This window comes from Nocardioidaceae bacterium, assembly GCA_018672315.1.
GTDB lineage: Bacteria > Actinomycetota > Actinomycetes > Propionibacteriales > Nocardioidaceae > TYQ2.
In genome coordinates, this window is the sequence record CP076053.1 from 701,078 (window position 1) to 727,345 (window position 26,268).

The following is a 26,268-nucleotide window of genomic DNA, read 5'->3' on the forward strand; positions in this document are numbered from 1 at the left end:
CCTGGACACCCGCATACGCGGGCGTTCAGGAGTCGGCGGGAGGGGCCAGCGTGGCCGAGAGGGTCCGGCGTGGCCGAGAGGGGTGCTCAGTCGAAGTCGAGGACGACGCGCTCGGTCAGGGGTCGGGACTGGCAGGCCAGCACCGCACCGCCCTCGACCTGGTCGTCGTCGAGCACGTGGTTCTGGTCCATCGCGACCTGCCCCTCGAGCAACCTCCCGCGGCAGGTGCCGCACGCGCCACCGGCGCAGGAGTAGGGGACGTCGATCCCGTCGTCGAGTGCCGCCTCGAGCACCGTGCCGCGGGTGCTGTCGACCTCGACGCGGTGGGAGCGGCCGTCCAGGCGGATCTCGACGTCGGCGACCACGCGCTCCACGTCGACGTCCCCGTCGACGTCCCCGTCGACGTCCCCGGCGTCGGTCGAGGTCGCTGCGGCGAACAGCTCGGTGCGTACGCGCTGCTCCGGCACCCCCGCCGTCCTCAGGTGGTCGCGCACTGCCTCGACCATGGGCGCGGGTCCGCACAGCAGCCACCCCGCGACCTCGCTGACGGCACCGCGGGGAACGTCGCAGACCTCGTCCACCAGGTCCGGGTCCACCCGGCGGGCAGGCAGCCCCTCGACAGAGTCCACAGAGTCGCCGGCGTCGAAGGCCTCGACGAGCCTGAGACGTTGCGTACGCGCCAGCTCATGCAGCTCGCTGCGGAACATCGCCGTCTGCGGGGTGCGGTTGCCCAGCAGCAGGGTCGCGGTGGCTGCGGGGTCGGCGGCCAGGTGGGCCTCGAGCAGCGACTTCACCGGCGTGATGCCGGATCCGGCCGCCACGCCGACGAGATGGCCGTGTCCGATGCCGTCGGGCAGGTCGCCGAACTCGCCGTTCGGTGTCATCACGTCGAGCACGTCCCCGGCCCCGAGCCGGGTGTTGGCCCAGGTGGAGAAGAGACCCTCGGGGTGCTGCCGGATGCCGACGCGCAGACGTCCCGGGGCCGGGGCGTCGCACAGCGAGTACGTACGCCGCACCTCCCGTCCGTCGAGCCGGACCCGCAGGGTGACGTGCTGGCCGGGTTCGTACGCGTACGCCTCGCGCAGGTCCTCCGGCACCTCGAAGTCCACCGCGACGCCCTCGGAGCCCTGGGGCTCCACGGAGGCGACACGCAGCTGGTGGAAGGCCTTGCGGCCCACCGGGGGCACCCCGTCGACGGGGTCGGTCATGCGGCGCCAGGCACGGTACTCCGCCGGCGTCAGGGACGTGCCGAACCAGGTCGCGATCGCCGCGTCGCGGTCGAGGTACGCCTGCTCGTTGCGACGCCAGGCGCGTACGTAGCGGTAGAACGGGATGCTCGGGTGGAGGTGGTGCACGAGGTGGTAGTTCTGGTAGACGAACAGCGGCGTCAGCACGCGCTCGCCGCCGACCCGCACGCGGGTGGCGCGGAACCTGTCCTCCCGCTGGGTCACCGTCAGTCCGTGGTGGGGCAGGTAGTCGAACCACCAGGCGAGCACCCCGAGGCCCAGCCGCTGCGGCAGGAAGAACAGCAGCGCGGCCTCGGCGAGGACGCCTCCGAGGCCCAGGGCGAGGAGCGCGCCGGCGAAGAGCGCCAGCACCGCCAGCGTCTCGGCCTTCTCGGCCCGGGGCCTCGAGCCGAGGCGTCGTACGTAGAAGACCGCGTACCAGAGGTCGATCGTGAGCCACCGCAGCGGCAGCTGCCACGCGGGGCCCTCGGAGGTCCACGCGTCCGGGTCGGTCGCCTTCGGCTCGTTGGTGTTGCGGTGGTGCTCGATGTGGATGAACCTGATCATCGGGAACGACGCGTACGGCGCCACGAGCACCACCGAGAGTCGGCCGAGTGCGTCGTTGAGACGCGTGTCGGAGCTCGCCGCGTGATGCGTCGCCTCGTGCAGCACCGAGAAGGCCAGGAAGGTCACCGCCGTGCCCATCGGCACCGTGACCCACAGTGGCGCCCCGGCGACGAAGAGCGCGACCTCGGCGGCCAGCAGGACGAGGGTGCCGACCATCAGGGCGACGGTGGGCCACGCGACCGGTGGGACGCGCTCTCCCGGGTCGGGAAGCCCCCGGACGGGCGTGGAGCCGGTGGACGCGGTGGCGGCGCTGGCGACACTCATGACCACCATGATGCGCTCAGGTTGACATTATTGGCAACCCTGTAAAGCGCGAGGGCGCTCAGCCGTGCAGCACGATCCACATCAGGAAGACCGTCGGCAGCACGAGCACCCCGAGCAGCAGCCACGCCGCCGCCAGGTGCACCGGGTTGCGTCGGTCCATCGAGGCCGCCAGCGAGATCAGACCGGCCTCGCCCGTCCACTGGTCGATGCCCATCCGACGATCGGCGTCCGGCAGCCGGCTCCCGGGCAGGAAGTGCTCGGGCGTGATCAGCTCGTAGTCACCGTCGAGGGGGTCTCCCCCGTCGTCGAGTCCTGTGGCCATGCAGGGCAGCGTACGCCCGCGGTGGCCACGCGTGGAGCCCCCTCGGGACGCGTCAGGAGCCCGAGAAGGGCTCCACGCCGCAGTTCTCCTGGGTGAAGCTGTCGATGCGCTCGGAGGCCTGGTCGAACTCCGGCCCGCTGAACTCCTGCTCGGCCTCGGCGATGTTCTCCTGCAGCGTCTGCAGCCGCTCGGGGTCGACGTCCTGGGCGTTGCCACCGAGGTCGGCGAGCTCTTGGGTGGTGAAGCCGCTGTCCTCGATCGCCTGCTGCAGGCCCTGGAAGGACTCGTTCAGCATCTGCCACTCGCTCGAGATCTCCTCGGGGGCCGCCTCCGCGAGACGCTCGAAGGTGCTGAAGAACTGCTCGACGTCCTCGGCCTCGGTCGGTGAGGACTCCAGCAGGTCGGCGCTCTGCTCGACCTGGTCGCAGTAGGCGGCCACGTCGTCGCCGCCGCAGGCGGACAGGCCGGCGGCCAGCAGGACGGAGGAGACGAGGAGGGCAGGACGGCGCACGGGAGCTCCAAGGGTGGTGGGAGGACCGGGCAGGGCGCCCGGCGCCCGATACTGCCAGTGTCGGTGGCAGAGCACAGCCGAACGCGCCGTGACCCGGCGAGAGGCGTACGGCGTATCCTCACCCGGGTCCGCCCCCGGCGGGCACACGGGCCGGTAGCTCAGCCGGTTAGAGCAGGCGACTCATAATCGCCCAGTCGCGGGTTCGAGCCCCGCCCGGCCTACGAGACGGTCGCGTCGACGTCCGCGGGGACCGGCGCGGCCAGCACCACACCGAGCGCCCGCACCACGGCGGGGTCCTCCCAGGCGTCACCGAACAGCTCCCGGACCCGGCCCATGCGGTAGCGCACCGTCTGGGGATGCACGTGCAGCGCCTCGGCCACCTCCGCACGACGACCGCCGTGCTCCCACCACGCGCGCATCGTGGCGACGAGTCGTTCCCGGCTGCCCGCGGTCTCCTCGCGCAGCGGCCGCAGGGTGCGCGTGGTGAGGTCGGCGAGCGCCTCGGCGTCGGCGGTCAGCACCAGCTCGACGAGATGGTCCTCGGCGTCGTGCACCCCCGCACCCGGGACGCCGACGAGCGTGCGTACGCGCTCGGCGCGGGTCCGCGAGTCGACGGCGCGCTGCCACGGACGCTCGGGCCCGACCGTCGCCCGGGATCCCCCGAGACCCGCGAGCAGGGCCCGGCGCCCACCCGCGCCGCCGACGTCGGGCACGAGCAGGCACGTCGTGCCCGGCTCGTCGCCGTCCAGACGCAGCGTGCGGTCGTCCTGCTGTGCCAGCACCGTGCGCACGTGCGCGGACCCGACGAGCACCGCGGTCAGCGTGTCCGGGGGCTCCCAGCCGGCGGTCTGCGCCGCATCGCGCAGGGCGTCCTCGTCGGCGCCGCGTCCCAGGAGGGCCCCGAGCCGCCGCAGCTGGCGCTCCCGGAGCATCCCGGTCGCCGCCAGCTCGTCGGTGTGACCGGCGACCGAGGCCGCCGAGAGGTCGTCGATGTAGGCGAAGACGAGCTCGGCGAACCGGGCGAGCTCGAGGGTCCCGACCCCCGCCGTGACCGCGGTGGCGGAGAGCTCGTGCCACGAGACGCGGGCGCCGACGCGGTAGGCGCTGAGCAGGGCGTCCGCCGTGCGCCCCGAGCGGGCCTCGCCGCGCCCCAGCGCGTACGCCGCCTCGCGCACCGGTGTCATCGGCACGGCGAGCTGCGCGCCCTCGCCGGTCTCCTGGGACGCCAGGCGCAGGAACCCGTCGAGCGCCTGGCGCACGGCCTCCCGGATGGTGGCTCCCATCTCCCCCGACAGTGCGCTGGCGTACGCCGGGACCTGGTCGGGGATCGCGCGCACGACGTCGTCGCCCACGCGCGGGAGCGAACCCCGGAGGGCCTCGACGACGTGTGCGTGCAGCACTGGACCGGAGACCTGCAGACTGTCGTCCTGGTCGATGGATTTATCACTCACGCACAAGATCCTGTCACAACTTCACCTCGATCCTTCAATACATTGAGTGCCGGTGCGGGGAGAGTGAACTCATGGCACTCATCCACGACGGCTCCCCGCGTTCCGGACGCGCGTCCGGCGGACGCGGCACGGTGGCCGACCGCCTGCGCCGGGGTTCCGGACGGGTCGTCCGCGCCGCTGTCACCCCGCTCGTCCCGGCCGACTACCTCGACCTCGTCGCGCCGCTGCGCGCCGGCGCCGACCTGCGCGCCCGCGTCGTCGCCGTCCGCCACGAGACCGCCGACGCGGCCACGCTCCTCCTGCAGCCCGGTCGCTCCTGGGAGGGCCACGTGCCGGGGCAGTACGTACGCCTCGGCGTCGACGTCGACGGGGTGCGCCAGTGGCGCGCCTACTCCCTGACCCACGGCCCGCGTGCCGACGGCCTCATCAGCGTCACCGTCAAGGCCGTGCCGGACGGCACGGTCAGTCCCTACCTCGTGCACCGCACCCGACCAGGCACGCTGCTGCACCTGGAGCAGGCCGCCGGGGCGTTCGTGCTGCCCACCGACGCGACGAAGCTGCTCTTCGTCACCGCGGGCTCCGGCATCACGCCCGTGATCGGCATGCTGCGCAACCTGTTCCCCGTCACCGACGAGGGGGTCGTGCGCCCGACACGCAGCGCCGACCTCGACATCGTGGTGCTGCACGTCGCACCCACCGAGGCCGACTCGATCTTCCTCGCCGACCTGCGCGCCCTGGACGCTGCGGGCGCCGTACGGCTGCTGGCCCGCCACGACGACGTGCACGGCGTCCTCGACCTCGAGGACCTCACCACCCTCGTGCCCGACCTCGCCGAGCGCACGACGCTCGCGTGCGGGCCCGCCGGGCTCCTGGACGCCCTCGACGCCCACCACGGCGCCCGCGACCTCGATCTGCTGGTCGAGCAGTTCAGGGTCGAGCCGGTCGCCGTCGGCGAGGGCGGCACCGTCACCTTCGCCGCCTCAGGCGTGACCGCCGAGAACGACGGCGGGTCGCCGCTGCTGGTCACCGGCGAGGATGCCGGCGTGATGCTGCCGTCCGGCTGCCGCATGGGCGTGTGCTTCAGCTGCGTCTCGCCCCTGCGCAGCGGTGCCGTACGCGACCTCCGCACCGGTGACGTGATCACCGCCGCCGACGGCGTCGACGTGCAGACCTGCATCAGCGCCGCGGCCGGTGACTGCGTCATCGACCGCTGACCGGCCACCCCCACCCCGACTCCCCCACGACCCGCCCCCACCCGAGGAGCACCATGACCGTCCTGCAGAAGAAGCCCGCCGACGCCGACCCCACCACGCACCTCACCCCCGAGGACGTCGAGGAGATCGGCCGCCGTCTCGACGCGATCCGAGCCGACGTCATCGCCGACCGCGGGGAGCGCGACGCGGCGTACATCCACCGGGTGATCAAGGCCCAGCGCGGCCTCGAAGCCGGCAGCCGCGTCGTGCTGCTCGCCTCGCTCTTCCCGCCGGCGTGGCTGCTCGGGACGGCCGGGCTGTCGGTGGCCAAGATCCTCGAGAACATGGAGATCGGCCACAACGTCATGCACGGCCAGTGGGACTGGATGCGCGACCCGAAGATCCACTCGACCACCTGGGAGTGGGACAACGCCTCGCCGTCGTCGCAGTGGAAGCACGGCCACAACGTGCTGCACCACACGTACACGAACGTCGTCGGCAAGGACAACGACCTCGGCTACGGCATCATGCGCGTCGACGAGGACCAGCGCTGGGTGCCGTTCTACCTGGCCCAGCCGCTCTGGAACTTCATCAACGCCTGCTTCTTCGAGTACGGCATCGCTGCCTACGACCTCGAGCTCGGCAAGAACCTGTCGACCAAGGAACGTCGCAACGACCCGGACTTCACGCGTCGCTACAAGGAGGTCCTGCGCAAGATCCGCGGCCAGGCCACCAAGGACTACGTGGTGCACCCGCTGCTGTCGGGTCCCTCGGCGCCGACGACACTCACGGCCAACGTGGTCGCCAACCTGGTCCGCAACCTGTGGACCCACTCGGTGATCATGTGCGGTCACTTCCCCGAGGGCGTCTCCACCTTCGAGAAGAAGTCGATCGAGGGCGAGACCAAGGGCGAGTGGTACCTGCGCCAGATGCTCGGCGCGGCCAACATCTCCGGCTCCAAGGCGATGCACCTGATGACGGGCAACCTGTCCTTCCAGGTCGAGCATCACCTCTTCCCCGACCTCCCGAGCAACCGGTACGCCGAGATCGCCCCGCAGGTGCAGCAGATCTTCAGCGACTACGACCTGCCCTACGTCACCGGTCCGCTGCCGAAGCAGGTCGCGTCCGCCTGGGCCAAGGTCGTGCGCCTGTCGCTGCCGAACAGCTTCGTCGAGGAGCGCACCGGCCGCGCCCGTCGCGCGCTCGGCTCGCTGTCACCGCGTCGTGGCGTACGCCGGTTCGCCGAGGTGACCCGCCTCGCGTCCCCGGGGTCGGACGTGCAGGACGCGCGGGGCCGCGCCGCCTGACCTGCGCCGCCGGAGAACCGGCGATCCGCCTGACACGTCCTCGCTCCCGCGGCCAGAATGTGACGAGGAGGTCACACACATGGGAGCAGCACGCGGCGAGGACGACCTCGCCCGCAGCCACCGCACGATGGCCGAGGGGCAGCGGATGGCGAGCCTCGTCAGCTGGGCCGAGGACCCCGTCACCGGCGAGGTCGTCGGTGCCGAGGGCCTGACCGAGCTCTTCGGCTTCCCTCCCGAGGTCGTGGCCGCGGGCCCCGAGGCGTGGATGTCGGTGGTGCACCCGGAGGACCAGCCGGCGCTGCGCGCCCAGGTGCTGCCTGCCCGCGCCCACGGCCGTCAGGCCGAGTACGTCGTCCGTATCCCCGACGGCGACCCCGGACCGCACGGCCAGGCGTGGCGGTGGGTCCGCGGCTGCTCGCGCTTCGACGTGGTCGACGGTCTGCCTCGACGCTGGGGCACCATCCAGGACGTCACCGTCACCCGGCGTCTGGAGATCGAGCTCGAGAAGCAGGTGATCGTCAACGTCACCAGCGAGGCGGTCGCCACGGTGGCGAACGAGGCGACAACGCTCGAGGAGGCGCTGGTCGCCCTGCGCCCCATCGTGCTGGCCGACCCGGCGTGGGGTGAGGTGTACGCCCACCGCACCGCCCCCGACGGCCTGGTGACCATGCAGGTGCCGAGCCTGCTGCCCGAGCAGGATCCGGGCCCCGAAGAGGTGGCGCTGGCCGAGCGGGCGTGGCGCTCGGGCGAGGTGGTGTGGAACGAGGCCCTCACCGACCTCGCCTTCCCGCTGCGCCTGGCGGGCGAGGTCTACGCCGTGGTCGGCCTGCACAGCGACGTCCGGACCGAGCAGCAGGAGCTCACCACCGAGGTGGCGCGACGGGCCGCGACCCAGCTGGAGCGGGTGCTGGAGCGCGAGAGCGCGGAGGCGGCACTGGCAGCCGCCCGCGACCAGGCCCTCGCCGCCTCGCGCGCGAAGTCGGACTTCCTGGCGGTGATGAGCCACGAGATCCGCACGCCGCTGAACGCGGTGCTCGGCATGGCCGAGCTGCTGGGCGCCAGCGAGCTCGACGCCGACCAGCGTCGCCTCGTGCAGAGCGTCCGTGACGCCGGCACGACCCTGATCGGTCTGGTCGACGACGTGCTCGACCTGAGTCGGGTCGAGGCCGGCAGCCTGGTGCTCGAGAACACCGCCCTCGACGTGCGTGAGACGGTCGAGAAGGCGGCCGTGATGCTCGGGGCCCAGGCCAGGTCGCGCGGCGTGGAGCTGACGACCGCATGCGCACCGCAGGTGCCGGCCTCGCTGCGCGGCGACGGTGCACGTCTCGCGCAGATCGTCACGAACCTGGTCTCCAACGCGGTGAAGTTCACTCCCTCCGGCGAGATCGACGTCGCCGTGACGGCCCGCGACGACGACGGGCGCGTCCGCCTGTCCGTGGCCGTGCGCGACACCGGGGCAGGCATCGACCCCGTGGTCCTCGACGGTCTCTTCGACAGCTTCACCCAGGCCGACGCCTCGACGACCCGCACCCACGGCGGCAGCGGCCTCGGCCTGTCCATCGCGCGGCGGCTCGCGCGGTCCATGGGCGGCGACGTCACCGCCGTGAGCCGACCGGGGCGCGGCAGCACCTTCACCGCCGAGGTCGTCCTCGACCGTGACGAACCGGCCGCGAGCGAGGGACGCTCACGCCCCACTCCGGTGCTGCTGACCGGTCCGGGCGAGCGGCGTCGCCGCCTGCTCTCCTGGCAGCTGGCCCACCACGGCGCCGAGGTGACCGCGCTCGACGACGACGCGGACCCGGTCGAGGCGCTGCGGAGGACCCGCCGACACGGCGAGGGCGACGAGGGCGACGACCGGGCGACGCTGGTCGTCGACCTACCGCTGCAGGCCACCCGGGCGGAGGCCGCCGTGGGCGCACTGCTCCAGGCGCTGCCCCCCGAGGTGCCGCTCGTGGTCCTCGCGCCCGACTCGCCCGTCGTGGCGACCCTGCTGGCCAACCGCCCGGGCACCGCCAGGCTGGTCAAACCCGCCACCACGGTGGCGCTCGGCGATGCGCTGGACCTCGCGCGGTCCGGTGTCGAGAACGCGCCGGAGGCCGTCCGGGGCCTCGCTCCCGCCCGGGCGGCGGGAGAGCTCCCCGCCTCGGGGCCCTCGCGCCGTGTGCTGGTGGTCGAGGACAACGACGTCAACCAGGTCATCTCGCGTCGCCTGCTGGAGGTGCTCGGCCACACCGTCGACATCGCCGAGGACGGCGAGGAGGCCGTCCGTGTCTTCGACCCCGAGCGCCACGACTTCGTGCTGATGGACGTGCAGATGCCGCGCATGGACGGCTACGCCGCGACCAGGGCCCTGCGAGCCCGTCACGCCGGAGCCCGCCGGACGCCGATCGTCGCGCTGACCGCAGGTGCTGTGGCGGGGGTGCGCGAGCAGTGCCTGGCCGCCGGCATGGACGACTGCCTGGTCAAGCCGGTGGACCTGCGCCTGCTGGCCCGCACCGTGAGCCGGTGGACCGACGGGACGGCCCGCGGCGACATCGCCGCGTCGATCGCCGCGTCGATCCCCGCGCCCTCGGTCCCCGTCGACCTCGCGGAGCCTTCCGCGCCGCCCACGGCGATGCCCGTGCTGGACGAGGGACGCCTGGCCGAGCTCAGGATGATGGACGAGCCCGCCTGGTCCTACCTCGACCGGACCGTCGAGAACATCGGCGCCAGCGCCCCCGCAGCCGTGATGGCCGCGCGGGAGGCCTTCGAGGCGGGCGACACCGAGCGGTTCCGCTTCGTGGTCCACAAGCTCGCCGGCTCAGCGCTCAACATCGGCCTGCGCGAGGTCGGTGAGGTGGCGCGAGCGATGGAGAACGACCCGCCCGGGGACCGCGCCGACGGGCTGAAGGCGCTGGCGGCCCTCGACCTCGCGGTGCGCCGCGGACTGGTCGCGCTCGTGGCGGCGACCCGGGTGCCCGGCCCGACATCGGGGTAGAAGCGGCCCATGGCCGAGACGGACGAGCCCACGGAGCCGACCGAGCAGGACGCTCCTCCCCCGTTGACCGCGGTCGAGGAGGACTGGCAGACCGCGCTGTGCGTGGTCGCGCACCCCGACGACATGGAGTACGGCGCCGCCAGCGCCGTCGCCCGGTGGACGGCGCAGGGCAAGCGGGTCGTCTACTGCATGGTCACCTCCGGTGAGGCGGGCATCGACGGTCTCGACCCCGAGGAGTGCCGTGAGGTGCGTGAGGCCGAGGAGATCGCCTCCGCACGCGTCGTGGGTGTCGACGAGGTCGAGTTCCTGCGCCTCCCCGACGGGATCCTGGAGTACGGCGTCGCGCTGCGCCGCGAGATCTGCGCGGTGGTCCGCAAGCACCGCCCCGACGTCGCCGTCACCATCAACCACCGCGAGACCTTCGGGGGCACGAACCTCAACCAGGCCGACCACATCGCCGTCGGCAAGGCGCTCGTCGACGCGGTCCGGGACGCCGGCAACCGCTGGGTCTTCCCCGAGCAGCTCGCCGACGGAGACCTCGAGAAGTGGGACGGCGTACGCGGCGTGCTCGTCTCGGCCTCCCCCCAGGCCCGGCACGGTGTCGACGTGACCGACCACCTCGCTGCGGGCGTGGCGAGCCTGGAGGAGCACCGCGCCTACATCGAGGGGCTGGGCTGGGACGACTTCGACCCCGAGGAGTTCCTCGAGGGCATGGCACGGCAGAGCGGCCAGCGGCTGGGCACGCGGTACGCCGTGGCGTTCGAGCTGCTCGACACCGGCTGGGGAGGCTGAGTCATGGTCGACTTCCTGCTCTTCCGCGTCGCGGACGGGACCGGCGCCGGGGGCGGTTCCGCCGGTGTCGTCGAGCGGCTCTCGGACCTCATGGGCGGTCTCGACCTCCTGCTCACCCGCGTCATCGCCGCGCTGGTGCTGCTCGTGCTGGCGTACGCCCTGGGCAAGCTCGTCGCGGCCGGGCTCCACGCCTACTTCAAGCCGCGGCAGACCCCGAGCTTCGCCCGGGTCATCTCCAAGCTCGTGGGCTGGTTCGTCAGCCTCCTGCTGGTCGCCGCGGCGATCGTGATGCTGTTCCCCTCGGTGAGCCCGGTCAACATGCTCGCCGGTCTCGGGTTCTTCTCCGTCGCGGCCGCGTTCGCCTTCCAGGACATCCTCGAGAACCTGCTCTCGGGCCTGCTGCTGATCCTGCGCCAGCCGTTCAGGTCAGGTGACCAGATCGACGTCGGCGAGGTCTCGGGGACCGTGGAGGCCATCAGCATCCGCGAGACGCGGCTGCGCACCTTCGACGGCCAGCTGGTGCTCATCCCCAACCGGGACGTCTACAAGGCGACGATCACGGTGCGTACGCACTTCGAGAACCGGCGACAGAACTTCGTCGTCGGCATCGCCTACGAGAACGACGCCGAGGAGGCGCGCGCCCTGATCCTCGGCGCGTTGACAGGCGTCGAGGAGGTCGACCACGACCGCGACGCCGAGGCGCTCGTCGTCGAGCTGAACACCTCCACCGTCGACATCGACGTGCGCTTCTGGTGCGCACCCGACCAGCACTCCTCCCGAGTCGCCCTGTCGGCGGCGATCATCGCCGTCAAGAAGCGCCTCGACGAGGCCGGCGTGGAGATGCCGTGCGACATCGTGGCGCTGCAGGCGACCCCGTCGTTCAAGGCCGCGGTGCAAGACTCCGGCGAGCTGACGCCGGGCGGGAGCCTGCGCGCGGGCTGACCGGGCCGGGGCTGGGGGGTCGGACGGGGTCGACGCCCACGTGTCCGATCACACGTGGGCTCGACTCGGCCGGTGCGGTGTGAACGACGTAGTCTCGGTGACCGCGATGGTGCGACTCAGCTCGCGCCGGAGGCGGTGACCGTTCAGGTCCACGCCGTGCCACCCCGTTCTTCTCACCGCAGACGAGGGCGCACCGCTGTGTCCGCCCGGAGGAGTCACCATCAGCAACGCCGTCCCCGACATCGACCTGCCCGTCGAGCCCGCCACACCGGCTCCGGTCCACACCGTGCGCGAGGCGCTGCGGTCACCCCGTGCCCTGCGTACGGAGGTGCTGGCCGGCCTGGTCGTGGCGCTCGCGCTCATCCCCGAGGCCATCTCCTTCTCGATCATCGCGGGCGTCGACCCGCGGGTCGGTCTGTTCGCCTCGTTCACGATGGCGGTCTCGATCGCGTTCCTCGGGGGTCGCCCGGCGATGATCTCGGCGGCGACCGGGGCGATCGCCCTCGTCGTCGCACCGCTCTCGCGCGACTACGGGTTGGACTACCTCATCGCCGCGGTCGTGCTGGGCGGGGCGATCCAGATCGTCCTCGGTCTGCTGGGGGTGGCGCGTCTGATGCGCTTCGTCCCTCGATCGGTGATGGTCGGCTTCGTCAACGCCCTGGCGATCCTGATCGCGATGTCGCAGCTGCCGTACCTGGTCGACGTGCCCGCGCTGGTCTACCCCATGGTCGCCGTCGGCATCGCCGCGATCGTGCTGGTGCCGCGCCTCTCGACCGTGGTCCCCTCACCGCTCGTGGCGATCGTCGCGCTGACGCTCTTCACCGTGCTGGCGTCGGTGGCCGTGCCGGACGTCGGCGACGAGGGCGCGCTGCCCGACAGCCTCCCCACGCTCGGCATCCCGTCGATCCCGTGGACGGTGGAGACGCTGCAGATCATCGCGCCGTACGCGCTCGGCATCGCCATGGTCGGCCTGCTGGAGTCGCTGATGACGCAGCGCATCGTCGACGACGTCACCGGCACCTCCTCCGACCCGCGCCGCGAGTCGTGGGGCCAGGGCGCCGCGAACGTCATCACCGGCTTCTTCGGCGGCATGGGCGGTTGCGCGATGATCGGCCAGACGATGATCAACGTGAAGACCTCGGGGGCCCGCACCCGCATCTCCACCTTCCTCGCCGGCGCCTTCCTGCTCGCTCTCGTGGTGGGCCTCGGTGACGTCGTGGCCACCATCCCGATGGCCGCCCTCGTCGCCGTCATGCTGATGGTCGCGGTCGGCACCTTCGACTGGCAGAGCATCCGGCCCGGCACGCTGCGGCGGATGCCGCGCAGCGAGACCGCCGTCATGCTGACCACGGTCGCGGTCACCGTCCTCACCCACAACCTCGCCCTCGGCGTCGCGGCCGGCGTGCTCGTGGCCACCAGCCTCCTGGCGCGGAGGATGGCCTCGCAGGTGCGCATCGAGCGTCGGCTGGTCGAGGTCGAGGGCGGCGCGACCGAGGCGGTGTACGTCGTGCACGGCGAGCTGTTCTTCGCCTCCAGCCACGACCTCGCGACGCGCTTCGCCTACGACGAGGACCCCGACCGGGTGGTCATCGACGTCACGCACTCCCACGTCTGGGACGCCTCGACCGTGGCGGCGCTGGACGCGGTGCGGGGTTCGTACGCGACGCGCGGCAAGCACGTGCACATCGAAGGCCTGAACGAGGCCAGCCTGTCGATGCACGACAGGCTCTCGGGACGCCTCGGCAGCCACTGACCCGCGCCGACGCGCGGTGCTCCTGACGAGACAGGGCCCGACCACGACGCGAGGCGTCGGTGTCGGGCCCTGGGTGGCTCCCCCGGTTGGACTCGAACCAACAACCCTCCGGTTAACAGCCGAATGCTCTGCCAATTGAGCTACAGGGGAATGACCGCGGCTCGCGCGGTGCCGATGAATCGTAGCAAGCAGCCACCCGCCCCCGCGAACCGGTTCCAGCCCCAGCCCCAGCCCTTGCTCCGGCCCGACCTCAGCCCCCGACCTCATCCTGGGCGCTCGCCAGCAGGCGCGCGGCGGCGCGGCGTACGTCGGGGTCGTCGGGGTCGGTGCCCTCGGCGTAGCGCACGCGCCACTGCACGGGATCGGCGGGCGTACGACGACGTCCCACCGCGGTCACGCGGCGACCGTCGAGGGAGGCGTGGCGCTCCAGGACCATCGTCGAGCTCAGGCGCTCGCGCACCACCACCAGCAGGTCCTTGGCGTCGGTCGCGGCCAGGTCGACCGTCCACGGAGCGACGGTGGCGTCCGACGGCACGATCGTGAGGCGCTCCTGCTCGGCCTCCCAGTCCGCGAGGTCGAGGTCGACCCAGTCGACGTCGCGGAGCAGCTCGACCGTGCGCTGCTCGCCGTCACCGACCGCGGCCAGGAGCAGCAGGCGCGTACGCGTCGCCACCAGCCACAGCGGACCGCTCGGGGCCGCGGCCATCACCTCACGGCTGCGGACCCCGCCCGCGTCGAGCACGTCACGCGGCGGCGCGGCCGTGTCGCGTCGCCACGGGCTCCAGGGGGGCCTCATGCCTCCCCCACGACCTGCTCGCGCAGCGCACGGCGCGCCTGCTCGAGAGCGACGAGCTCGCCGAACATGCGGTTGTAGTCGGCCTGCTGCGTCACCGGGTTGGTGCGCTGCAGCCGTGACTTCAGGTCGGTGATGCGTCGGACCGTCGTGAGCTCCTGGAGTCCGAGCGCGTGGCGGGCTGCATACCGGCCCGTCGGCTCGCCGCGCAGCTTCAGCGGCTCCACGGCCAGCGCCGCGACCTCACCGGAGACGACCTGCTCGGTGGTGCGTGCGCGCACCTGGTGCACCCACTCGGTCGCTCCCGCAGCGGCCGGCCCGCCGAGCGAGGCGACGGCCTGCCAGACCATGGCGTGCAGCGGGTGGGTGAAGTCGGCGGCGTCGAGCTCGACGGTGTGCTCCGCGGCGACGGCGGGGGCCTGCAGCACCAGCCGGAGCATCTCGCGTTCGAGTGCGAACCGCTGCAGGTGGGGGTCGGGCCATGCCTGGACGGGCGGCGCCTCGGTTGCGGGCCCGGAGTCCTGGCCACCGGTGCGTGGCGGCGTACGCGGCGCTCCCGGGGCCGGGGCGCTCTCGCCCGCGTCGTCGCGACGCTGCGCGCGGCGCACCTCGTCGAGCACCTGGTTGGTCTCCACGTCGGCACCGACGAGGCGGGAGATCTCCTGGGCGAACGCGGTCACCTTCGACCGGTCGCGGACCGAGGCGACGAGGCGTGCGGCCTCGCGGACGGCGTCGATGCGTCCGTCGGCCCGGTCGAGGTCGAAGCGGCGCAGCACGTTGCCGAGCACGAAGCGGTAGAGCGGCTCGCGACGGGCGACGAGCTCGCGTACGGCCGCGTCGCCCTGTGCCTGGCGGAGGTCGCACGGGTCCATGCCGGAGGGCTCGACCGCGACGTAGGTCTGGGAGGCGAACTGCTGGTCGCCCGCGAAGGCCTTCAGTGCCGCCCGCTGACCTGCTTCGTCGCCGTCGAAGGTGAAGATGACCTCCCCGCGGTTGTCCTCGTGGTCGAGCAGCAGCCGGCGCAGCACGCGGCCGTGCTCCTCGCCGAAGGCGGTGCCACAGGTCGCGACGGCGGTGGTGATGCCGGCGAGGTGGCAGGCCATCACATCCGTGTAGCCCTCGACGACCACGGCCTGGCGGGTGCGTGCCATCTCACGGCGCGCCAGGTCGAGGCCGTAGAGCACCTGCGACTTCTTGTAGACGGGCGTCTCGGAGGTGTTGAGGTACTTCGCCTCGATGCGGTCGTCGTCGAAGAGCTTGCGGGCCCCGAAGCCGATCGTGGAGCCGGAGGTGTCGCGGATCGGCCACATGAGCCGACCCTGGAAGCGGTCGTAGCGACCGCGGTTGGCGAGGTTGCCGGTGATGAGCTCGTCGTCGTCGAAGCCCTTCGCCCGCAGGTGTGCCACCAGGTCGCGTCCGCCGGTGGGGGCGAAACCGACCCCGAAGTGCTCGGCGTCGTCGCGGTTGAAGTCGCGACCGGCGAGGAACTGGCGGGCGGGCAGCGCGTCGGGGCTCGCGAGCTGCTCGGCGTAGAACTCCGCGGCAAGCTTGTGGGCCTCGAGCAGGCGCGGTCGCATGGACGCCTCGCGGCGCTGCTCGGGGGTGGGCCCGCCCTCCTCGTAGCGCAGCGTCACGCCGTACTTGCCGGCCAGCTGCTCGACGGTGTCGGTGAAGGTGAGCCCGTCGATCTCCATGACGAAGCTGATGACGTCGCCGCCGGCCTGGCAGCCGAAGCAGTGGTACAGGTTGCGCGAGGGCGTGACGTGGAAGGACGGCGACTTCTCGTCGTGGAAGGGGCACAGACCCTTCAGCGCACCGGACCCGGCGTTGCGCAGCGTGACGTAGTCGGAGACGACCTCGTCGATGCGCGCCTTCTCACGCACCTCGGCGATGTCCTCGCTGCGGATCCGCCCCTGTGCCACGAGGGGTGAGTCTACGGCCGTGAGGTGGGCCGACCGGTCAGCCGGCCATGGCTGTGGACGGCGGCCCCGTCGGTGAGGGAGGCGACGTGGTCGAGCACCACCCGGCCGCGGGCGGCGTCGTCGGTCGCGGCCTCGAAGTCCTCACGGAGGTCGGGAAGCAGGGTGTCCGGGGCGCCGGCGGACACCGCCTCGTGCAGCTCGGCGAGCAGCTGCCGCTGGCGTTCCATCGTGGCCACCCGCTCGGGGGCACTCATCACGTAGTGCGCGGCGACGCCTTTCAGCACGGCGATCTCGGTGAGGGTCGCACCGGGGACGACGACGTCGCCGTCGTGGCGTACGAGGGGTCGGTCGCCGTAGGCCTCGCGCGTCGCGCTCTCCACGGCCCCGCAGAAGCGGCCGATGAGGTCGGAGGTGAGGTTCTTCAGGGATCTCAGGGCCGGACGGGTGCCGTCGTAGGTCGCCTCCGGCCAGGACCCGACGGCGCGCAGGGCGGCCCAGGCGTCCTCGAGCCGGTCGTCCGCCGCGCCGGGCAGGTACCAGTCGCGCACCGTCTCCCACACGGCCTGCCGTGCGTCGGCGGCGTCGAGCACGGTGAGGTCGATGCCGCCGGCGACGACACCGTCCTCGACGTCGTGCACGCTGTAGGCGACGTCGTCGGCGAGGTCCATGACCTGGGCCTCGACGCACGTACGGGTGGCGGGCTCGCGGTCGCGCAGCCAGGCGAAGACGGGGAGGTCGTCGTCGTACACCCCGAACTTCGGCACGCCCCGCGGTGACCCGTCGGCGTGGCGCATGGTCGGGGGTGAGGCCGCCTCGCGCGTCCAGGGGTACTTGGTGCAGGCGTCGAGGGTGGCGCGGGTCAGGTTGAGGCCGGCGGAGGCGCCGTCGGCGTCGACGGACTTCGCCTCGAGCCGGGTGAGGAGGCGCAGCGTCTGGGCGTTGCCCTCGAAGCCGCCGCAGGTCGCGGCGAGCTCGGCGAGGACGACCTCGCCGTTGTGACCGAACGGCGGGTGGCCGAGGTCGTGGGCAAGGGCGGCGGTCTCGACGAGGTCGGGGTGACAGCCGAGCACGTGGGCGACGTCGCGGCCGACCTGGGCGACCTCGAGGGAGTGGGTGAGCCGGTTGCGTACGAAGTCCCGGTGCGGCCCGAGCACCTGTGTCTTGTCGGCGAGGCGTCGCAGGGCGGCGGAGTGGACCACGCGGGCGCGGTCGCGCTCGAAGGGCGTGCGCTCGGGGGCGTCGACCCGCTTGACGGGCTCGGCGACGCGGCGCGCACGGTCGGCCTCGGAGTAGAGATGGTCCCAGCGCTCACCCATGGCGCACGCACCCTACCGGGGTGCTCCGGCGTGCACCTCGGCTCACGGGATCTCGCGGCTCGGCCATCGTCTCGCACCTCGACCACCGAGCCACAGGGTGTGACCCGTTGCGGAGCGCGACCTCGTCTGGACGGACGAGCACGAACGCCGCCACCCGACGAAGTCGTGGTGGCGGCGTTCGCGCGCAGGGAGGAAGACGAGGTCCCTAGCGCAGCAACAGTGAGGCCGAAGGACGAACCATCAGTACGTGCTCACGTGCACGTGGTCGAAGTGGTTGGCGGTGGCGGAGCCACGGTCCTCCATGGGGCGCCAGCCTTCGCTGGACCGCTCGACGGTCCAGATCTGCTGGGCGTAGATGACCTCGGAGACGCCGAGGGATGAGGCGTTGGCGCGGACGTACTCGGCGACCTGCCAGCCGAGGTCGCCGGAGACCATGGCGTCGATGGCGCGGCCGGTGGCGTGGTAGGTCGAGTCGGCGCGGTACGTGCCGTAGCTGGTGATGGAGGGGAACGCCGCGCAGATCGCGTTGTGGACGGCGATCACGTTGGCGCCGCCGGAGACCGACGTGCCGTTGGAGCAGACCCCGGAGGACGCGGGCGCGGCGCTGCTGCCGGAGGTGGCGGACTCGGTGGACTCGCTGGTGCCGGTGCTCTCGACCACGACGGGCTCGGGCTTGGGCGGGCGCTCCTTGGCCATGAACGCGCGGTGGACCCACATCGAGCGTCCTTCGCGCTTGACCTGCAGCCACTTGCCGGAGGTCAAGCCGGTGACGCCGACGCCGTCGCGGAAGTCGAGTGCGCCCGCCGCCTTGAAGCGTTCGCCGGGACCGAGCCGCAGGTTGACGTCCTCGCGGGCCCAGCGCTTGTCCTCGACCTTGGTGGCGGCGACCTCGGGGCCGGCGGCGTCGCGCTCGCTGGACCGTGAGGGGCTGGTGGTGCGGGGCTCGAGCTCCATGCCGCCGCGGACGACGAGTCCCGGCTGGGGGGCGAGCTCGGGCTCGGCGACCTGGGCGCCGGGGACGAGGGTGCGGACGTCCGCGTACGCCGGCGGCAGCGCGGTGCTGCTGTCGGGGCGGACGAGGAGGGACGCGGACTGGGCGGCGGCGCCCGTGCTGCCCACGCTGTCGTCGGCGTACGCGGCAGTGCCGCCACCGAGCACGGCGGTCGCGAGCGGGAGGGTGACGGCGGCGGAGATCGCAGCGCGGGAGGCGGTGCGTGAGGTGCCGGCGAGGGCGTCGGGGACGAGGGCGTCGCGCAGCGGGTTGCCGGCGGCGCGGTGCTTGGGGGTGTACCGGGGCACGGAGGAACTCACCTCGGGGTGTCGATGACAGGACGGGGTTCCGCTCGCGGCCGCGGCCGGGGGCCGGGGCGAGGTGGGCCGGAACGCCCGACAATCAATCACGGATTGGTAACGGACGCTACTCGAGGGGGGTCGGGAGTGGCGCGCCTCACGTCCGGGTGAGGTGTCGGCGCAGCGGTGGAGGGTCAGCCGCCGGAGCCGGAGTCCAGGTCCTCGGCGTCCAGTCCGGGCGTCTCGCGGTCGTCCAGCCATCCCTCGGGCAGGGCGACGCGCCGTCGGGGGCTGCCCTGGCGCCCACGCGGGGTGCCGAGCTCGGACCGCGGGAACTCCGCAGCACGGTCCAGGGTCGCGAGCCACGCGTCGAGCTCGGCGAGCGTGGAGACCAGAGCCATCTCGCGACGGGCCTCGCTGCCGACCGGGAAGCCCTTGAGGTACCAGCTGACGTGCTTGCGGAACTCCTTGCAGCCCCGCTCCTCGCTGCCGGTGTGACGGACCAGCAGCTCGGCGTGGCGACGCATCGTGTCGGCGACGTGGCCCAGCGGCGGGGTCACCTGCACCTCCTCGCCGGCGAACGCGGCGGCGAGGTCCCGGAACAGCCAGGGGCGGCCGAGGCACCCGCGGCCGACGACGACGCCGGCCGCGCCCGTCGTACGCGTCATCCGCAGCGCGTCCTCGGCCTCCCAGATGTCGCCGTTGCCGAGCACGGGGATGTCCAGGGCGGACACGAGCTCCCCGATGGGCTCCCAGTCCGCGTGTCCGGCGTACGCCTGCTGGGCGGTGCGCCCGTGCAGCGCGATGGCGGCGGCGCCGCTCTCCTGGGCGGCCCGACCGGCGTCGAGGTAGGTGAGGTGGTCGGCGTCGATGCCGAGCCGGGTCTTCATGGTGACGGGCACGTCGTACGCCGCGGCCGCCTCGACCGCCGAGCCGAGGATCGCGGCGAGGAGATCCGCCTTCCACGGCAGGGCGGCTCCCCCGCCCTTGCGAGTGACCTTGGGGACGGGGCACCCGAAGTTGAGGTCGACGTGGGCGACGCCGTACTCCCCGCAGAGGATGCGGGTGGCCTCACCGACGTAGTGCGGGTCGGTGCCGTAGAGCTGGACCGAACGCACGTCCTCGAGCTCGTCGAAGACCAGCATCGACCGGGTGGTCTCGTCGCCCTCGACGAGGCCGCGGCTGGTGATCATCTCGCAGACGTAGAGACCTGCTCCGGACTCACGGCAGAGCCGGCGGTACGCGGCGTTCGTGATGCCCGCCATCGGGGCGAGCACGACGGGTGTGGGGATCTCCAGCGTACCCAGGCGGAGCGGACCGGGGAGCCCTGCCGGCGTGGGCGTGGGCGTGGCCGGTGCGGGGTGCGACGCGTCGGACCCGGGAGGTGCCAGGACCGAGGTCACCCGTTGCCGCCCCCGCCGTTGCCGCCGTTGCCGCCGTTGCCACCGTTGCCACCGCCATTGCCGTTGTTGCCGTTGCCGGTCTGGTCCGGGGGTGGGGTGATGGAGCCCGACCAGGCGATCGGGTCCGAGCCGGCGCGCGCGAAGGCCACACCCTGCAGGTCGCCGCCGTCGGGGACCAGGAAGACCAGGCAGCGCTCGACGGTCCGCTCGGGACCGAACTGCCGGGGCAGCGCGGTCGAGGGGCAGCGGTCGAAGGTGGTCGCGAAGGTGGTGTTCCTGACCAGCGCCGTGTCGTCGAACTGACCGAACAGCGGCACGGCGAAGTCGCCGAGACTGCCCGGGCCCTCGTTGGTGACGCTGACGTCGACGTAGTACGGCGTCGCGCTCTCGGCGCGCTCGGTGAGCACGTAGGAGTTGAGGTCCTCGGTGCGCCCGCGCTGGATCTCCTCCACCGTCATCGACAGCACGGTGCCGCGCGCCCGGCTCGGCTCCACGGCCACCTGCGCGGCCTCCCCGAGGCTCAGCTCGCTGCCGGGCTCGGTCAGCTCGACGCCCTCCGGCACCTCGAAGCCGGTCGGTGTCGGCGCGGCGGCCGCCTCCGACGGCGTCGGGGACACCGAGCCCGAGCCGGTGGCGTCCGCGTCGGGGTCGGTCTCCGAGGAGCATCCGGCCAGCACCAGCGGCATCACGGCCGCGGCGGTCAGCGCCAGGGCGCGCAGGCGGACGCGGGGGCGGGAGGCGGAGGCGCGTACGAGGGTCGTCACGGGCGTCATTGTGCCCAACGCGGTCGAGTCGACCAACGTCGACGCCCGCGTGACCTCAGCAACCCAGCAGGCGTTCGCCGAGCCAGGAGCGCACCTGCCCGAGACCGACGCGCACCTGCTCCATGGAGTCGCGGTCGCGGATGGTCACGGCATCGTCCTCGAGGGTGTCGAAGTCGACGGTGATGCAGTACGGCGTACCGATCTCGTCCTGGCGGCGGTAGCGACGTCCGATGGCGCCGGAGTCGTCGAAGTCGACGTCCCACAGCTGGCGCAGCTCGGCCGCGAGCCCCTTGGCCTTGGGGGTGAGGTCCTCGTTGCGCGACAGCGGCAGCACGGCGGCCTTGACCGGGGCGAGTCGCGGGTCGAGCCGCAGCAGGGTGCGCTTGTCGACACCGCCCTTGGCGTTGGGCGCCTCGTCCTCGGTGTAGGCGTCGACGAGGAACGCCATCATCGCGCGATTCGGGCCCGCCGCCGGCTCGATGACGTACGGCGTGTAGCGCTCGTCGGCCGCCTGGTCGAAGTAGGACAGGTCGGTGCCGGAGTGCTCGGAGTGGCTCTTGAGGTCGAAGTCCGTACGGTTCGCCAAGCCCTCGAGCTCTCCCCACTCGCCGGCCGCGAACCCGAAGCGGTACTCGATGTCGACGGTGCGCTTTGAGTAGTGGCTGAGCTTCTCGGCCGGGTGCTCGAGGTGTCGCAGGTTCTCGGGGCTGATGCCGAGGTCGGTGTACCACCGCGTGCGCTCGTCGATCCAGTACTGGTGCCACTCCTCGTCCTCGCCGGGCTTGACGAAGAACTCCATCTCCATCTGCTCGAACTCGCGGGTGCGGAAGATGAAGTTGCCGGGGGTGATCTCGTTGCGGAAGCTCTTGCCGATCTGGGCGATGCCGAACGGCGGCTTCTTGCGAGCGGTGGTGACGACGTTCGCGAAGTTGAGGAAGATGCCCTGCGCGGTCTCGGGACGCAGGTAGTGCAGCCCGGACTCGTCCTCGATGACGCCGAGGTAGGTCTTCAGCATCATGTTGAACTCGCGCGGCGGGGTCCAGGTGTCGCGGTTGCCGCAGTTCGGGCAGGCCAGCTCGGCGATGTCGATCGAGTCGGGGTCGACCTCCTCGTCGGACTTCGCGCTGCGCTTGTCTGCCTCCGCCTCCTGCATGTGGTCGACGCGGAACCGCTTGTGGCAGCTCTGGCACTCGGTCAGGGGGTCGGAGAAGGTGCCGACGTGACCCGAGGCCACCCACGTCTCGCGGGGCAGGATGACCGAGGAGTCGAGACCGACGACGTCCTCACGCGCCTGCACCACCGAGCGCCACCACTGACGCTTGATGTTGTCCTTCATCGCCACGCCGAGCGGTCCGTAGTCCCAGGCCGAGCGGGTGCCGCCGTAGATCTCGCCACACGGGAAGACGAACCCCCGGCGCTTGGCGAGCGAGACGACCTGGTCGAGGGTGGACGGGGCTTTCTTGGCCACTGGTGAGATCCTCGGGCGTTCGGGGCGCACCGCCTGGCTGGCGGTGTCGGTCGGCCGGTCGGCCGAGGAGCCAGGGTAGGCGAGTCCCGTCAGGTGATCGCCCACCGGGCCGCGCCGCGACCTCCGTACGCTCGTGCCGTGCTCGTCGTGACCCGCTTCCACGTCCCCCCGGCCGAGGCCGAGACCTTCCGCGACGGCCTCGCCGCGGCCCACGCGCTGCTGGCGGCGCGACCGGGATACCTGCACGGCGACGTGGGCCGCAATGTCGACGACCCCGTGCTGTGGACCCTGACCACGCGCTGGGAGAGCGTCGGCGCCTACCGGCGGGCACTGTCGTCCTACGAGGTGAAGCTCGGCGCGGTGCCGCTGCTCTCGCGCGCCCTGGACGAGCCGAGTGCGTACGAGATCGTGGCGCCCGGGCACGAGCTGAACCGCGAGCAGCCGCGGGCCACGTGACCCGCTCGTTTTGACTCTCATTCTCATTCGGTTGAGAATGAGGCTCATGCGCACGTCTCGAGCACCCCGCCTGTCCCTGTTCGCCACGGCCGTGACCGCCGGCTGCCTCACGCTCACCGGTTGCGGAGCACTGGGACTCTCCGACGATGAGGGGACGACCGGGGTCTCGAGCGCGTCCGCGGGGGAGATCGCGCCCGTCGAGGGCTCCCCCCAGGTGGTGGCGGCCTTCTACCCGCTGGCCTGGGTCAGTGAGCAGATCGCCGGCGACCGCGCCGACGTCGTCAACCTGACCACACCCGGCGGCGAGCCGCACGACCTCGAGCTCGGCGTCCAGCAGACCTCTGAGGTCTCCGCCGCCGACCTGGTCGTGTACGAGGCCGGCTTCCAGCCCGCCGTCGACGCCGCGATCGCGCAGCAGCTCGACGGCGTGGCCCTCGACGTCGCCGAGGTCGTGGAGCTCGAGCCCTTCGAGGAGCACGGCGAGGAGCACGGTGAGGAGCACGCGGACGAGCACGCCGGGGAGGACCACGCGGACGAGCACGCCGACGAGCACGCCGGGGAGCACGCCGGGGAGGACCACGACCACGGTGACCTGGGCGACCTCGACCCGCACTTCTGGCAGGACCCCGCTCGGATGGCGGAGCTCGCGTCGGCGGTCGGCGAGCGGATGGCCGCGCTCGACCCCGACGGCGCCGAGGCCTACGAGGCCAACACCGACCGCGTGGTCGCCTCCCTGGAGGAGCTCGACCAGGCGTACACCGACGGACTCGCCCGGTGCGAGCGTGACGTGGTGGTCACGAACCACGACGCCTTCGGCTACCTCACGCGCTACGGTCTGGAGTTCGAGCCGGTCACGGGCATCTCGCCCGACGCGGAGCCGACCGCCGGAGACCTGGCGCGGCTGCAGGACCTGATCGCGGAGGAGGGGATCACGACCGTGTTCTACGAGCGACTCGTGAGCCCGCAGACCGCCCGGGTCCTGGCCGCCGACACGGGTGTCGAGACCGCCGTGCTCGACCCGCTGGAGGGCCTCACCGACGAGACCGCCGACGAGGACTACCTGTCCCTGATGCGCGAGAACCTCGCTGCCCTGGAGCGCGCCAACGGATGCTGAGCCCCGACCCCGCCGACCCGCGCACCGACCCGCCCGCAGTCGCCCTCGACGACGTCGCGGTCGCCCTGGAGGGGCGACCCGTGCTCCGGGGCATCGACCTGCGCGTGGGGTCCGGTGAGTTCGTGGCCCTGCTGGGCGCGAACGGGTCGGGCAAGTCGACCCTCGTCCGCACCGTGGTCGGGCTGCTGCCCACCACCCGGGGCCGGGTCGAGCTGTTCGGTGAGCCGGTGGAGCGCTTCCACGACTGGCGACGGGTCGGTTTCGTGCCGCAGCGAGCAGGAGCGGGCTCCGGTGTGCCGGCCTCGGTCCACGAGGTGGTCACCTCGGGTCGCCTCGGTCACCGGCGCATCATGCGGCGGCTCGGCGCGGAGGACCGCGCGGCCGTCGACGAGGCGCTCGAGACCGTGGGTCTCTCGCACCGCGCCGAGGAGCCCGTCTCCTCACTCTCGGGTGGGCAGCAGCAGCGCGTCCTCATCGCGCGGGCGCTCGCCGCTCGTCCGGACCTGCTGGTGCTCGACGAGCCCACCGCCGGCGTCGACGCGGAGAACCAGGAGGCGCTCGCCCGCACCCTGGAGAGGCTCTCGGACCGCGGCGTCACCGTGCTGCTGGTCGCGCACGAGCTGGGTCCGCTGACGCCGCTCATCGACCGGGCCGTCGTGCTCGGTGACGGTCGCGTCCGACGCGAGGGCGCGGCTGCCGACCTGGCCGGGGAGACCCACCACGGCCACCACGCACCGCGTACGCCCGTGGACCACCTGCCGCACGTCGCGCACCCCTTCGGCTCCGCCGCCGACCACCCGCTCGACCTGGCCCGGTCCGGCCACGAGGAGCACCCGTGATCGACCTGTTCGCCCTGGAGTTCTTCCAGCGCGCGCTCATCGCGGCCGTCTTCACCGGTCTGGCTGCGCCGGTGGTCGGCACGTACCTGGTGCAGCGCCGTCTCGCCCTCATGGGCGACGGGGTCGGGCACGTGGCCGTGACGGGGGTCGCGCTGGGACTGGTCACGGGGCTCGCGCCCACGTGGACGGCGGTGGTCGTCGCGACGTTGGGTGCGATCACCATCGAGCTGATCCGGGAGCGCGGCCGCACCGGCGGCGACGTGGCCCTGGCACTGCTCTTCTACGGCGGCATCGCCGGCGGCATCCTGCTGACGGGGCTGGACGGTCAGAGCGCCAGCACCTTGAACTCCTACCTCTTCGGGTCGTTGACCACGCTCGCGGCAGCAGACGTGTGGTTCACGATCGCGCTGGCCGTCCTGGTCGTCGCCCTCGGCATCGGCCTCGCACCGCAGCTGTTCGCCGTCGCCCAGGACCCCGACTTCGCACGCGTCGCGGGCCTCGACGTACGCCGCTACAACCTCCTCGTCGCGGTGCTCGCCGCCGTGACGGTCACCGTCGCGATGCGCACGGTCGGACTGCTGCTCGTCTCCGCGCTGCTGGTGGTGCCGGTCGCGACGAGCCAGCAGGTGATGCGGACCTTCCGGCGTACGCTCGCGCTCGCGGTGGTGCTCGGTGTGATCGCCTCGGTCGGCGGGCTGCTGGTGGCTGCGTGGCTGTCGGTGACCTACGACGCGCAGGTGGCCACCGGCGCGACGATCGTGCTGCTGGCGTTGGCGATGTTCATGCTGAGCTGGCCGGTCGGCTACGTGATGCGGCGACGGGCGCGCGCCCGGACGCCCTTCCCGGCGGCCCACGCCCACGACGAGGAGCACGTCGAGACCGGGGAGCACCCCCACCGCCACGGCCCCGACTGCGGTCACCCGGCGGTGGTGCACGGCGACCATGTGGACTACGTTCACGACGGCCACCGTCACGCACCGCACGGAGAGCACTATGACGAGCACTGAGCAGCGCCCTGACGGGGGCGGGCGTCCCACGCGTCAGCGTCGCGCCGTCACCGCCGCCCTGGAGTCCTTCGACGACTTCCGCACCGCGCAGGAGCTGCACGCCGCGATCTCACGGTCCGGCGACAACGTCGGTCTCGCCACCGTCTACCGCCACGTGCAGGCCCTCGCCGACGCGGGCGAGGTCGACGTGCTGCGCACCGAGTCCGGCGAGGTCGCCTACCGCCGCTGCAGCATGACCCACCACCACCACCTGGTCTGCCGCGCGTGCGGACAGACGGTCGAGGTCGAGGGGCCGGCGGTGGAGCGGTGGGCCGACGCGGTCGCGGCCGAGCACGGCTTCACCGACGTCTCCCACACGCTGGAGATCTTCGGCATCTGCGCCAGCTGCGGGCAGGCCTGAGGGGCCGCGGGGGCACTGATCCGCGTCCCTGCGACCGCGTACGCCCTGCGCTGCGGCGGCGCGTCGCGGCCACGGCCGTCCCGGGGGTTGCGACCGCCGGGCCGCGCCGCGGCCAAGCCGCTTGACGCTTG

21 protein-coding genes and 2 tRNA genes are annotated in these 26,268 nt (G+C 72.5%); 12 read left to right on the forward strand and 11 right to left on the reverse strand.

The genetic code is table 11. The features are described from left to right. Positions 1–86: 86 nt before the first annotated feature. The 3 genes from KLP28_03315 to KLP28_03325 are packed head-to-tail and all read right to left on the reverse strand — an operon-like array spanning position 87 to position 2,950. Entirely contained in the window at positions 87–2,117 is a 2,031-nt protein-coding gene (locus tag KLP28_03315) for a fatty acid desaturase (GenBank protein QWC85795.1), read from the reverse strand. Between the two features lie 58 nt (positions 2,118–2,175). After that, positions 2,176–2,439, reverse strand: coding sequence for a hypothetical protein (locus KLP28_03320; protein ID QWC85796.1), 264 nt, complete (start codon positions 2,437–2,439; stop codon positions 2,176–2,178). Positions 2,440–2,491: 52 nt separating this feature from the next. Then, positions 2,492–2,950, reverse strand: a complete 459-nt coding sequence (locus KLP28_03325; GenBank protein QWC85797.1) for a hypothetical protein — start codon at positions 2,948–2,950, stop codon at positions 2,492–2,494. 147 nt (positions 2,951–3,097) lie between these two features. Between KLP28_03325 and KLP28_03330 the strand changes: the two genes are divergently transcribed. Then, a tRNA-Ile gene (locus KLP28_03330) sits at positions 3,098–3,171 on the forward strand. Here the strand turns inward: KLP28_03330 and KLP28_03335 are convergent. Next, complete coding sequence (locus tag KLP28_03335; GenBank protein QWC86773.1) at positions 3,169–4,368, reverse strand: helix-turn-helix domain-containing protein; 1,200 nt, start codon at positions 4,366–4,368, stop codon at positions 3,169–3,171. The genes KLP28_03330 and KLP28_03335 overlap by 3 nt on opposite strands. Positions 4,369–4,472: 104 nt before the next feature. On the opposite strand from KLP28_03335, the gene KLP28_03340 reads away from it, so the two are divergent. From KLP28_03340 to KLP28_03365, 6 genes are all read left to right on the forward strand, one after another. After that, a complete protein-coding gene (locus KLP28_03340; GenBank protein QWC85798.1) occupies positions 4,473–5,615 on the forward strand; it encodes a ferredoxin reductase in 1,143 nt (380 codons plus the stop codon). Positions 5,616–5,668: 53 nt separating this feature from the next. Continuing rightward, positions 5,669–6,901 carry an acyl-CoA desaturase gene (locus tag KLP28_03345; GenBank protein ID QWC85799.1) on the forward strand — a complete coding sequence of 411 codons (1,233 nt, stop codon included), beginning with the start codon at positions 5,669–5,671 and terminating at the stop codon, positions 6,899–6,901. A 79-nt stretch (positions 6,902–6,980) separates the two neighbouring features. After that, the gene (locus KLP28_03350) at positions 6,981–9,878 is read left to right on the forward strand and encodes a response regulator (protein QWC85800.1); all 2,898 of its coding nucleotides are present in this window, start codon (positions 6,981–6,983) and stop codon (positions 9,876–9,878) included. A gap of 9 nt (positions 9,879–9,887) precedes the next feature. Next, positions 9,888–10,670: a PIG-L family deacetylase gene (locus tag KLP28_03355; protein QWC85801.1), complete on the forward strand. Its 783-nt coding sequence runs from the start codon at positions 9,888–9,890 to the stop codon at positions 10,668–10,670. A 3-nt stretch (positions 10,671–10,673) separates the two neighbouring features. Further along, complete coding sequence (locus KLP28_03360; GenBank protein QWC85802.1) at positions 10,674–11,612, forward strand: mechanosensitive ion channel family protein; 939 nt, start codon at positions 10,674–10,676, stop codon at positions 11,610–11,612. Between the two features lie 286 nt (positions 11,613–11,898). Continuing rightward, positions 11,899–13,365, forward strand: coding sequence for a SulP family inorganic anion transporter (locus KLP28_03365; GenBank protein QWC85803.1), 1,467 nt, complete (start codon positions 11,899–11,901; stop codon positions 13,363–13,365). A 74-nt stretch (positions 13,366–13,439) separates the two neighbouring features. Here the strand turns inward: KLP28_03365 and KLP28_03370 are convergent. The 7 genes from KLP28_03370 to KLP28_03400 all read right to left on the reverse strand — a co-directional run bounded on the left by KLP28_03370 (position 13,440) and on the right by KLP28_03400 (position 22,321). Then, a tRNA-Asn gene (locus tag KLP28_03370) sits at positions 13,440–13,515 on the reverse strand. Between the two features lie 100 nt (positions 13,516–13,615). Next, positions 13,616–14,161 carry a hypothetical protein gene (locus KLP28_03375; protein QWC85804.1) on the reverse strand — a complete coding sequence of 182 codons (546 nt, stop codon included), beginning with the start codon at positions 14,159–14,161 and terminating at the stop codon, positions 13,616–13,618. Beyond that, on the reverse strand, positions 14,158–16,080 hold the full coding sequence (gene dnaG / locus KLP28_03380) for a DNA primase (GenBank protein ID QWC85805.1): 1,923 nt from the start codon (positions 16,078–16,080) through the stop codon (positions 14,158–14,160). The genes KLP28_03375 and dnaG overlap by 4 nt, the downstream gene beginning before the upstream one ends. Before the next feature lie 11 nt (positions 16,081–16,091). Then, positions 16,092–17,396 (reverse strand): deoxyguanosinetriphosphate triphosphohydrolase, encoded by a 1,305-nt coding sequence (locus KLP28_03385; GenBank protein QWC85806.1) that lies wholly within the window; start codon positions 17,394–17,396, stop codon positions 16,092–16,094. A 240-nt stretch (positions 17,397–17,636) separates the two neighbouring features. Then, positions 17,637–18,695: a hypothetical protein gene (locus tag KLP28_03390; GenBank protein QWC85807.1), complete on the reverse strand. Its 1,059-nt coding sequence runs from the start codon at positions 18,693–18,695 to the stop codon at positions 17,637–17,639. Positions 18,696–18,880: 185 nt separating this feature from the next. After that, positions 18,881–20,755 (reverse strand): tRNA dihydrouridine synthase DusB, encoded by a 1,875-nt coding sequence (gene dusB, locus KLP28_03395; protein ID QWC85808.1) that lies wholly within the window; start codon positions 20,753–20,755, stop codon positions 18,881–18,883. Positions 20,756–20,908: 153 nt separating this feature from the next. Beyond that, positions 20,909–22,321, reverse strand: a complete 1,413-nt coding sequence (locus KLP28_03400) for a glycine--tRNA ligase (GenBank protein QWC85809.1) — start codon at positions 22,319–22,321, stop codon at positions 20,909–20,911. Between the two features lie 138 nt (positions 22,322–22,459). Here KLP28_03400 and KLP28_03405 point away from each other — a divergent pair, with 138 nt between their 5' ends. The 5 genes from KLP28_03405 to KLP28_03425 are packed head-to-tail and all read left to right on the forward strand — an operon-like array spanning position 22,460 to position 26,137. Beyond that, entirely contained in the window at positions 22,460–22,777 is a 318-nt protein-coding gene (locus KLP28_03405; protein ID QWC85810.1) for an antibiotic biosynthesis monooxygenase, read from the forward strand. Between the two features lie 46 nt (positions 22,778–22,823). Further along, positions 22,824–23,891 (forward strand): metal ABC transporter substrate-binding protein, encoded by a 1,068-nt coding sequence (locus KLP28_03410; GenBank protein ID QWC85811.1) that lies wholly within the window; start codon positions 22,824–22,826, stop codon positions 23,889–23,891. Further along, positions 23,885–24,730 carry an ABC transporter ATP-binding protein gene (locus KLP28_03415; protein ID QWC85812.1) on the forward strand — a complete coding sequence of 282 codons (846 nt, stop codon included), beginning with the start codon at positions 23,885–23,887 and terminating at the stop codon, positions 24,728–24,730. Before KLP28_03410 ends, KLP28_03415 begins: the two co-directional genes overlap by 7 nt. Continuing rightward, positions 24,730–25,737, forward strand: coding sequence for a metal ABC transporter permease (locus KLP28_03420; GenBank protein QWC86774.1), 1,008 nt, complete (start codon positions 24,730–24,732; stop codon positions 25,735–25,737). The genes KLP28_03415 and KLP28_03420 overlap by 1 nt, the downstream gene beginning before the upstream one ends. Continuing rightward, positions 25,724–26,137 (forward strand): transcriptional repressor, encoded by a 414-nt coding sequence (locus tag KLP28_03425; protein QWC85813.1) that lies wholly within the window; start codon positions 25,724–25,726, stop codon positions 26,135–26,137. Before KLP28_03420 ends, KLP28_03425 begins: the two co-directional genes overlap by 14 nt. Positions 26,138–26,268: the final 131 nt, after the last annotated feature.

Bases quoted from the DNA above. Each gene is read 5' to 3' on its own strand.
- KLP28_03315 (QWC85795.1), bottom strand. From the start codon at position 2,117: ATGAGTGTCGCCAGCGCCGCCACCGCGTCCACCGGCTCCACGCCCGTC.
- KLP28_03320 (QWC85796.1), bottom strand. From the start codon at position 2,439: ATGGCCACAGGACTCGACGACGGGGGAGACCCCCTCGACGGTGACTAC.
- KLP28_03340 (QWC85798.1), top strand. From the start codon at position 4,473: ATGGCACTCATCCACGACGGCTCCCCGCGTTCCGGACGCGCGTCCGGC.
- KLP28_03345 (QWC85799.1), top strand. From the start codon at position 5,669: ATGACCGTCCTGCAGAAGAAGCCCGCCGACGCCGACCCCACCACGCAC.
- KLP28_03350 (QWC85800.1), top strand. From the start codon at position 6,981: ATGGGAGCAGCACGCGGCGAGGACGACCTCGCCCGCAGCCACCGCACG.
- KLP28_03355 (QWC85801.1), top strand. From the start codon at position 9,888: ATGGCCGAGACGGACGAGCCCACGGAGCCGACCGAGCAGGACGCTCCT.
- KLP28_03360 (QWC85802.1), top strand. From the start codon at position 10,674: ATGGTCGACTTCCTGCTCTTCCGCGTCGCGGACGGGACCGGCGCCGGG.
- KLP28_03375 (QWC85804.1), bottom strand. From the start codon at position 14,161: ATGAGGCCCCCCTGGAGCCCGTGGCGACGCGACACGGCCGCGCCGCCG.
- KLP28_03385 (QWC85806.1), bottom strand. From the start codon at position 17,396: ATGGGTGAGCGCTGGGACCATCTCTACTCCGAGGCCGACCGTGCGCGC.
- dusB (QWC85808.1), bottom strand. From the start codon at position 20,755: ATGCTCCTCGGAGACCGACCCCGACGCGGACGCCACCGGCTCGGGCTC.
- KLP28_03410 (QWC85811.1), top strand. From the start codon at position 22,824: ATGCGCACGTCTCGAGCACCCCGCCTGTCCCTGTTCGCCACGGCCGTG.
- KLP28_03415 (QWC85812.1), top strand. From the start codon at position 23,885: ATGCTGAGCCCCGACCCCGCCGACCCGCGCACCGACCCGCCCGCAGTC.
- KLP28_03425 (QWC85813.1), top strand. From the start codon at position 25,724: ATGACGAGCACTGAGCAGCGCCCTGACGGGGGCGGGCGTCCCACGCGT.